A 10480-nucleotide genomic window follows, 5' to 3' on the forward strand; every position below is an offset into this window, starting at 1 on the left:
GATTTGCCTATGATAGAGAAGTTACCCAGCTGGGACAAACCCAGTTTAATGATGGTAGTTATGAAGTGATGTTACGTTTTGAACTTTTTAAAAAATACAATAGAATGTTAACCCCACGGTTCTTTTAGGCTTTAAGGTAAAACCATATTTTTTTTGAGGTTTTACTGCTATGATAATTAAGGTTTTATGTATATATTTATAATGTTAAAAAAAACATAAAAGGTTCATGTTTTTAAAAATTACTGCTTATAGAAAGAATTACACTAAACTTTTTAGATTATAATTCCTTCTCTGTTAAATGTAATATTTCTTTTAGTGATTTTTATGTCAACCAATTAATTATTATTGATTTAAATATAGTATTACTTATGAATACCACTCGTTCTTATCTGTTTTTTTTAAATGAATAATAATACTCTAATTGAAATAGAGAAGTTGGTATTTGATTAAGAAACAATCCAATAATTGTAAAACTTTTGGCGAGCTAGCAATATTGGAGTCTGAATAATGAGAATTTAAACTAAATCGACCCATATGAAACTTCATCTTTATGGATTAAAAGGGATATTTTTTTATACAAAAAAATCTTACTGGAGTGCCTGTATAAATTATATTCAAAAACAAGTTAATACCATATCTAACTATCGTATTTTATTTTTGATTGGAATATCTACTCTTTTATTGGGAATATACTTCATCATAGCATATTCTTTCTTAGAAACTTCTTCAGAGATATTGTTTAATAAACAATATTATATAGAAAATGGAAAAGAAAGTGATATTAAAATTGGACAAAAGAACGATCATAAAAAAGGATTTTCTTTAGATAAATATGAGAAGCACAATCTATTTATTCTATCTAAATATAATGCAATTAAGAAAATATGATTTTATAAAATCTATGTAGATTTTTTTACATGTTTGATTCATAGTGTTTTAGGGATTATATGAAATCAAGAAAGATTCTAAATTGCGTTTTATCGATATTTTAACTCTTTTCATCGATATATTTGTGTAGTTCAACGGTTTTAACAAGTATTTTTACTAAATAAAATGTTAATTTTACATGAAGCTGTTTTTTGAACTTTTAACAGCTTACTCTTTATTGCAGATACAACTAAATAGAAATAAACTTATGAGAAAACCTACCCAAGTTTTACATTATATAGAGAGTGTGTTTTTGCTGTTTGTTTTTTGTGAAAAAACTAAAGCAAATACTTTATTTGCACCTACAGATATCTATTCGTCAAGTATACCAATTATTAAATTCGGGAATAGTTATTTAGACTTCAATGATGGGAGTCGTGTTTTCAACCATTTTTTCTCTAAAGAAAATAAAGCGTATTCACCGGAAACGTAAACAGAATATAACATAAAATGTTGCACATCTATAATAAGAATAAATACCAATTTCTTTTTCAAAAATCATAGCAACTTCCAAAGATAGAGAAGTTAAGTGTTGTGATTATAGATGTAGCTGTAACAATATGTTATTTACGATAAATAAGCCCTTTTGACCATGTTTTTGATAATTTTTTTAACCTTTTAGTAATGATGAAAAAATACCATTTTATTTGCAAATCAATTTTTTGTGCAATACTTTTTTTGAATATAAGCGTTATTACTGCTCAAGTTCCTGATGCACAGTTATCTGGCACTGATGCCTATTTTAGAGGTAATTATCTTGATGCTGGGTTAACTGATAGAGGAACATTTGGTGCTCCCAATGCAACAAGACCAGCTGGATATCACGATGCTAGAGTATCTTCTTTAGGTTTTTTAGGAAACCCAGCAAAGGATGGATGGACAAATTATGACGGGGACTATTTTATTCCTGGAACACCAGAAGAAGGGTTTGGTATTGAGATTAATGGGGTGAATTACAACAATAATAATAGTGGATCCATTGAAGAGATTCCGGGTAGTATTACTTCCGCAAGTAGTACAGAGGCCTTTTGTGGTGAAACGGCGGCAGAAGTTATATGGGAGGGAGCTATAGGTGGAATCAGTGTGCATCGTTCTAATGTAGTTACAGAGAATGGACTATTTATAAAAATGACCACAACACTAACCAATACTACTGCAGGAACTTTGAATAATATTTATTGGATGCATAATGTAGATCCAGATAATAATCAGACTCTGTCTGGTGATTATGTTACTACAAATACTGTTGTAGCCCAAGCTTCGGGACCAACTGATAAGTTAGCTGTGGTTAGAGCAACACAACCAGCTGTGGGTGGAGCAACAGATCCGGACGGGTCTTTTATCAATCTTTTGGCGTCTGATGAGCGTGCCCGTGTTACTTATGGAGGGTTTGCCAATAGAAGTGCTTCAGAAGTGTGGAATGCTACAGGAGCTGGTCTTGTGGGTACAGAAGGGGCTACAGTAACTTTGGATGAAGCTATTTCAATAGCATTTTCTTTTGGAAATTTGGCAGCAGGAGAAAGTGTAGAATTTACGTATTTCTTTATTTTGGAAAGTGATTATGCAAATGTTTTAAATTGTAAAGATTCTGATGGTGACGGAAACCCAGATACCAATGATATCGATGATGATGATGATGGAATACTAGATGTTGATGAAGCAGGAGGAAATAGCCCTGATGGTGATGAAGATGGTGATGGAGTGTTAAACTGGCAAGATACTTTTGATAATGGCTTTGCAGGAGATGGCTCTACTACAAATTACACAGATGCAAATGGAGATAATATCCCGGATGTTTATGACCTTGATTTGGATTTAGTACCTAATCACCAGGATTTGGATAGTGATAATGATGGTATTTATGATATTGTAGAAGTAGGAAGTATAAGTCTTGATGCAAACAATGATGGTAAAATAGATACTATGGACAATCCTGCAACAGGCGATACCGATAATGATGGTTTGGCTGATAGTATTGAAGCTATCAATGGGGCAGATACAGGAACTACACCTATCGACACTGGTAGTAATGGTTCGTTGGATTATCATACATTGGATAGTGACGGTGATGGATGTAATGATGCTAATGAAGCGTATAATACTGATCATAGTAATTACTTGGCTTCACCAGCTGATTCTAATGGTGATGGTACTTACGGGGGAGTAGTAGGAAGTTCTGATGTAGATGTAAATGGAGCTATTACTGGGCTAACATATAGTACAGACGCTACAAGATTAAGTAATGTAATTAATAGTGCTAAGATTGTTTGCCTGTTAGATACTGATAATGATGGAGTTTATGATATTACTGATCTGGATGATGATAATGATGGAATATTAGATGTTGTGGAAAGAGGTTGCCAAATTGCCGAGGTTGATTTTAATGATGGTACTGTTGGTTTTACTAGAAGTGTTTTTGCATTGTCTAACGTAACAGATTATACTCAGATGCAAACGATACAAGGGCAAGCATCTCCATTATCACCTGAAATTTTTGTTAGCGCATATGATTCTGAAGGAGGTGCAGGGATAATGACTTTTACGTATACTCAACCCAAAGAGGTTTATGTTGATAATAATGGATTGATAAACCTAACTTTTCATCTGTATAATAATATTTCTAGCGGGACAGGAACTTATATAACTACACCCTTGACTTTTGATTTACAGACGAATTTAGGAACTTTGTCAGGGAATTATACTCTTACACCTGCCCAAATTGCAATACTTGATTCAGGAGGGTGGGTAGAATACAATATATCCTATGCTGTTACACCTAATTCTTTAGTTGAAATTAATGGACTATCAGGACAAATAGAAGTGAACTCATCGGGAACAAGTGCTACATTTAATCCAGATAATTCTGAAGTATATGCAATAGTAATAGAACCTATTTCGAGTTGTAGTAATAGTGTGGATACTGATAATGATGGTATACCAAATCACTTAGATTTAGACAGTGATAATGATGGTATTTATGATATCGTTGAAGTAGGAACCATTAGTTTGGATACCAATAATGATGGAAAGATAGATGCCATGGATACACCGGCAACTGGAGATACTGATAATGATGGTTTAGCAGAAATTATTGAAGTTGTTAACGGAGCTGATACTGGTACCACACCTACCGATACGGGAAGTGATGGTAGTTTAGATTTTTTAACTCTAGATAGTGATGGTGATGGCTGTTATGATGCTAATGAAGCGTATAATACTGATTATAATAATTATTCTACTTCGCCAGCTGATTCTAATGGTGACGGTACTTATGGGGGAGTAGTAAATAGTTCTGGAGTAGATAGTAATGGAGCGATTTTAGGATTAACATATAGCACAAATGTATTAAGGTTAAATAATGTAACTAATAGTGCTGAGATTGTTTGTCAGTTAGATACTGATAATGATGGTGTTTATGATATTACTGATCTTGATGATGACAATGACGGGGTATTGGATTCGGTAGAATTATCATGTAGCCCAACTATTTATTTAGAAGATTTTGAAACCCTACCTTTTAGTTATGATTCTGCTCCTATATATCAACCTGGAGTCTCTGTAAATGGTCAACAAAGCAATGCGTTTGGAATTGATGGTGCGGGAGTTGTTGGAGCTAATTATTTATTACATAACACAGGTGCTGGAACTTATGTTGGAGGAGAAGAAGTATGGGGAACAATAACACCAATAAATGTTATTGTTGGTAAAAGCTATTTATTTCAATTTGCGATGGCAAATTTAAATACAACTCAAAACGCTCAAATTGAACCATACATAAATGGTATTCAAGTAGGGGCAGCAGTTACTCCAATTGGTAGTGGAGCTTCAAGTTGGACAATTTATTCTTTTACTTGGGTTGCAACAAGTACTACCGCGGATTTATCATTACGTAATAATACTGGACCCGGAGCAGGTAATGATTTTACTTTGGATGAAATAACATTAAGATCCTTTTGCGACACCGACAATGATGGAGTTGCAAATCATTTAGACCTGGACAGTGACAATGATGGGATCTACGATGTTGTAGAAAGTGGCGGAGTACCTAGTGCTGCAGTAGGACAAGAAGGACGACATAATGACGATAATAATAATACCGATAATATAGCGACCAATGGTGTACCTTCTCTTGCAAACGGAGGATCAGGAAACACTCCTACCGATACGGGTAGTGATGGTAGTTTAGATTTTTTAACCTTAGATAGTGATGGTGATGGTTGTAGTGATGCCAATGAAGCCTATGGCGATGCAAATGCCGATGGCGGAGATGGGGGAGTGTATAACCCTTCAAACACCGCAGCAGAACCTTTAACATTAGGTGCTGGTACGGTAGATGCGAATGGAGCAGTAGTAGCTGCTTTACCATACGCTACCCCTGCCAATGCAGATGGTATCGCACCTACTAATAATACACAGCCTGATTTTCAACAAGCAGGTAGTGTTCCAACTATAACCACACAACCAGCGAACCTGGTGACTAATGGAGTTGGTTCTGTAACCTTTGAGGTAGCTCCCAATACAAATTATTATACCTATCAATGGCAAGTTGATGATGGAGGTGGATTTGTCGATATTGATCCTGCCAATGCTGTAGATATTTATACCGGTAGTGATACTTCTATTTTAACGATAACAGGAGCCACAGCTACAGAAGATGGATATACCTATCAGGTTGTCATAGTAGACACGTCTTATATATGTTCGTCTACCACTTCCTCTTCAGCTACATTGACCTTTGATAATATCGCCCCAACAGCAGACACCTTTACCACTAATGATATAACCCCTGTACTCACAGGAACAGGCGAAGCCAATGAGACCTTGACTATTACTGTAGATGAAAATGGTGATGGTACCCCAGAGGCTACTTATACAGTAACTACGGATGCTTCTGGAGACTGGAGTATTGATACTGGAGCTGTCACTCCTGATAGTGGTACGTTCCCAACCCTTACTGATAATGATACCATTGATGTAGTAGCTACTGATGCTGGAGGGAATAGTGGTTCAGGAGTAGTGACTATTGATACTACCGCCCCAACAGCCGATACCTTTACTACCAATGATACAACCCCTGTACTGACAGGAACGGGAGAAGCCAATGAGACCTTAACCATTACTGTAGATGCTAATGGCGATGGTACCCCAGAGGCTACTTATACAGTAACTACCGATGCTTCTGGAGATTGGAGTATTGATACTGGAGCTGTCACCCCTGATAGTGGTACGTTCCCAACCCTTACAGACAATGATACTATTGATGTAGTGGCTACTGATGCAGGAGGAAATAGTGGCGCTGGAGTAGTAACTATTGATACTACTGCCCCAACAGCTGATACCTTTACTACTAATGATACAACCCCTGTACTGACAGGAACAGGAGAAGCCAATGAGACCTTAACCATTACTGTAGATACTAATGGTGATGGTACCCCTGAGGTAACCTATACAGTAACTACGGATGCCTCAGGAGACTGGAGTATTGATACTGGAGTTGTGGTTCCTGATAGTGGATTCTTACCTCCATTAAGTGATAATGACACTTTGGATGTAATCGCAACTGATGCCGGAGGGAATAGTGGTTCAGGAGTGGTGACTATAGATACTACCGCCCCAACAGCCGATACCTTTACTACCAATGATACAACCCCTGTACTTACAGGAACAGGAGAAGCCAATGAGACCTTGACTATTACTGTAGATGAAAATGGGGATGGTACTCCAGAAGCAACCTATACAGTAACTACCGATGCTGCAGGAGATTGGAGTATTGATACCGGAGCAGTGACTCCTGATAGTGGTAGTTTCCCAACCCTTACAGATAATGATACTATTGATGTAGTAGCAACTGATGCCGGAGGAAATAGTGGTGCTGGAGTAGTAACTATTGATCTTGTCGCCCCAACAGCCGATACCTTTACTACTAATGATACAACCCCTGTACTGACAGGAACAGGAGAAGCCAATGAGACCTTAACCATTACTGTAGATGCTAATGGTGATGGTACTCCTGAAGTAACCTATACAGTAACTACCGATGCTTCTGGCGATTGGAGTATTGATCCAGATACTGCTACCCCAGATAGTGGTACATTCCCAACCCTAACTGATAATGATACTATTGATGTAGTAGCTACTGATGCTGGAGGGAACAGCGGTGCTGGAGTGGTAACAATAGATACTACAGCTCCAACAGCCGATACCTTTACTACTAATGATACAACACCCGTACTGACAGGAACAGGCGAATCCAATGAAACCTTAACCATTACTGTAGATGCTAATGGTGATGGTACTCCAGAAGCAACTTATACAGTAACTACGGATGCTTCGGGAGATTGGAGTATTGATCCAGATACTGCAACCCCAGATAGTGGTACCTTCCCAACACTGACAGATGATGATACTATAGATGTAGTAGCAACTGATGTTGGAGGAAATAGTGGTTCAGGAGTAGTGACTATAGATACTACCGCCCCGACAGCCGATACCTTTACAACCAATGATACGACTCCTACCTTAACAGGAACAGGAGAAGCCAATGAGACCTTAACTATTACTGTTGATGCTAATGGCGATGGTACTCCAGAGGTAACTTATACAGTAACTACGGATGCTTCAGGTGATTGGAGTATTGATCCAGATACTGCTACTCCAGATAGTGGTACCTTCCCAACCCTTACTGATAATGATACTATTGATGTAGTGGCAACTGATGCAGGAGGAAACAGCGGAGCAGGAGTGGTGAGTATAGATACTACTGCCCCAACAGCGGATACTTTTACAACCAATGATACAACTCCTACCTTAACAGGAACAGGAGAGGCAAATGAGACTTTAACTATTACAGTAGATGCTAATGGAGATGGTACTCCAGAGGTGACTTATACAGTAACTACGGATGCTTCGGGAGATTGGAGTATTGATCCAGATACTGCAACCCCAGATAGTGGTACCTTCCCAACACTGACAGATGATGATACTATAGATGTAGTAGCAACTGATGTTGGAGGAAATAGTGGTTCAGGAGTAGTGACTATAGATACTACCGCCCCGACAGCCGATACCTTTACAACCAATGATACGACTCCTACCTTAACAGGAACAGGAGAAGCCAATGAGACCTTAACTATTACTGTTGATGCTAATGGCGATGGTACTCCAGAGGTAACTTATACAGTAACTACTGATGCTTCTGGCGATTGGAGTATTGATCCAGATACTGCTACACCAGATAGTGGTACCTTCCCAACTCTTACTGATAATGATACTATTGATGTAGTGGCAACTGATGCCGGAGGAAACAGTGGTGCAGGAGTGGTGAGTATAGATACTACTGCCCCAACAGCGGATACCTTTACAACCAATGATATAACTCCTACCTTAACAGGAACAGGAGAAGCCAATGAAACCTTAACTATTACTGTTGATGCTAATGGCGATGGTACTCCAGAGGTAACTTATACAGTAACTACTGATGCTTCAGGCGATTGGAGTATTGACCCAGATACTGCTACTCCAGATAGTGGTACCTTCCCAACATTGACTGATAACGATACTATTGATGTAGTAGCAACTGATGCCGGAGGAAACAGTGGTGCAGGAGTAGTTACTATAGATACTACCGCCCCAACAGCGGATACCTTTACAACCAATGATACGACTCCTACCTTAACCGGAACAGGAGAGGCGAATGAGACTTTGACTATTACTGTTGATGCTAATGGCGATGGTACCCCAGAGGTAACTTATACAGTAACTACTGATGCTTCTGGCGATTGGAGTATTGATCCAGATACTGCAACCCCAGATAGTGGTACCTTCCCAACATTGACTGATAATGATACTATTGATGTAGTAGCAACTGATGGTGGAGGTAACAGCGGAGCAGGAGTAGTGACTATTGATACTACTGCCCCCACAGCCGATTCCTTTACTACTAATGATACAACTCCTACCTTAACAGGAACAGGAGAAGCTAATGAGACTTTAACTATTACAGTAGATGCTAATGGCGATGGTACCCCAGAGGTAACTTATACAGTAACAACTGATGCTTCTGGCGATTGGAGTATTGATCCAGATACTGCTACTCCAGATAGTGGTACCTTCCCAACATTGACTGATAACGATACTATTGATGTAGTAGTAACTGATGCTGGCGGGAATAGTGGTTCAGGAGTAGTGAGTATAGATACTACCGCCCCAACAGCCGATACGTTTACTACTAATGATACGACTCCTACCTTAACAGGAACAGGAGAAGCCAATGAGACTTTAACTATTACAATAGATGCTAATGGCGATGGTACCCCAGAGGTAACTTATACCGTAACTACGGATGCTTCTGGCGATTGGAGTATTGATCCAGATACTGCAACCCCAGATAGTGGTACTTTCCCAACATTGACTGATAACGATACTATTGATATAGTGGCAACTGATGCTGGAGGAAACAGTGGTGCAGGAGTAGTTACTATAGATACTACCGCCCCAACAGCGGATACCTTTACTACCAATGATACAACTCCTACCTTAACAGGAACAGGAGAAGCCAATGAAACCTTAACTATTACTGTTGATGCTAATGGTGATGGTATCCCAGAGGTAACTTATACAGTAACTACCGATGCTTCGGGAGATTGGAGTATTGATCCAGATACTGCTACACCAGATAGTGGTACCTTCCCAACACTGACAGATGATGATACTATTGATGTAGTAGCAACTGATGCTGGAGGTAACAGCGGAGCAGGAGTGGTGAGTATAGATACTACTGCCCCGACAGCCGATACCTTTACTACCAATGATACAACTCCTACCTTAACAGGAACAGGAGAAGCCAATGAGACTTTAACTATTACAGTAGATGCTAATGGCGATGGTACCCCAGAGGTAACTTATACCGTAACTACGGATGCTTCTGGCGATTGGAGTATTGATCCAGATACTGCAACCCCAGATAGTGGTACTTTCCCAACATTGACTGATAACGATACTATTGATATAGTGGCAACTGATGCTGGAGGAAACAGTGGTGCAGGAGTAGTTACTATAGATACTACCGCCCCAACAGCGGATACCTTTACTACCAATGATACAACTCCTACCTTAACAGGAACAGGAGAGGCGAATGAGACTTTAACTATTACAGTAGAAGCTAATGGTGATGGTACTCCAGAGGTAACTTATACAGTAACTACCGATGCTACAGGAGATTGGAGTATTGATACTGGAGTTGTGGTTCCTGATAGTGGATTCTTACCTCCATTAAGTGATAATGACACTTTGGATATAGTAGCAACTGATGCTGGAGGTAACAGTGGTGCAGGAGTGGTGAGTATAGATACTACTGCCCCAACAGCGGATACCTTTACAACCAATGATACAACTCCTACCTTAACAGGAACAGGAGAAGTCAATGAAACCTTAACTATTACAGTAGATGCTAATGGTGATGGTACTCCAGAGGTAACTTATACAGTAACTACTGATGCTTCTGGCGATTGGAGTATTGATACTGGAGTTGTGGTTCCTGATAGTGGATTCTTAC

The 10480-nt window shown here is 38.9% G+C and carries 1 protein-coding gene and 2 pseudogenes; all 3 read left to right on the forward strand.

What is annotated here, in order from left to right; genetic code table 11:
- Positions 1-128: pseudogene (locus C1X07_RS25525) on the forward strand (PorP/SprF family type IX secretion system membrane protein); the annotation flags it as partial.
- Between the two features lie 406 nt (positions 129-534).
- Positions 535-888, forward strand: a complete 354-nt coding sequence (locus C1X07_RS24490) for a hypothetical protein (protein WP_103072692.1) — start codon at positions 535-537, stop codon at positions 886-888.
- A gap of 663 nt (positions 889-1551) precedes the next feature.
- Positions 1552-10480: pseudogene (locus tag C1X07_RS24500) on the forward strand (Ig-like domain-containing protein); the annotation flags it as partial.

It is taken from the genome of Aquimarina sediminis (assembly GCF_002895435.1).
GTDB classification, from domain to species: domain Bacteria; phylum Bacteroidota; class Bacteroidia; order Flavobacteriales; family Flavobacteriaceae; genus Aquimarina; species Aquimarina sediminis.

Excerpts from the sequence above, each read along its gene's own strand:
- C1X07_RS24490 (WP_103072692.1), top strand. The coding sequence starts at position 535 with ATGAAACTTCATCTTTATGGATTAAAAGGGATATTTTTTTATACAAAA.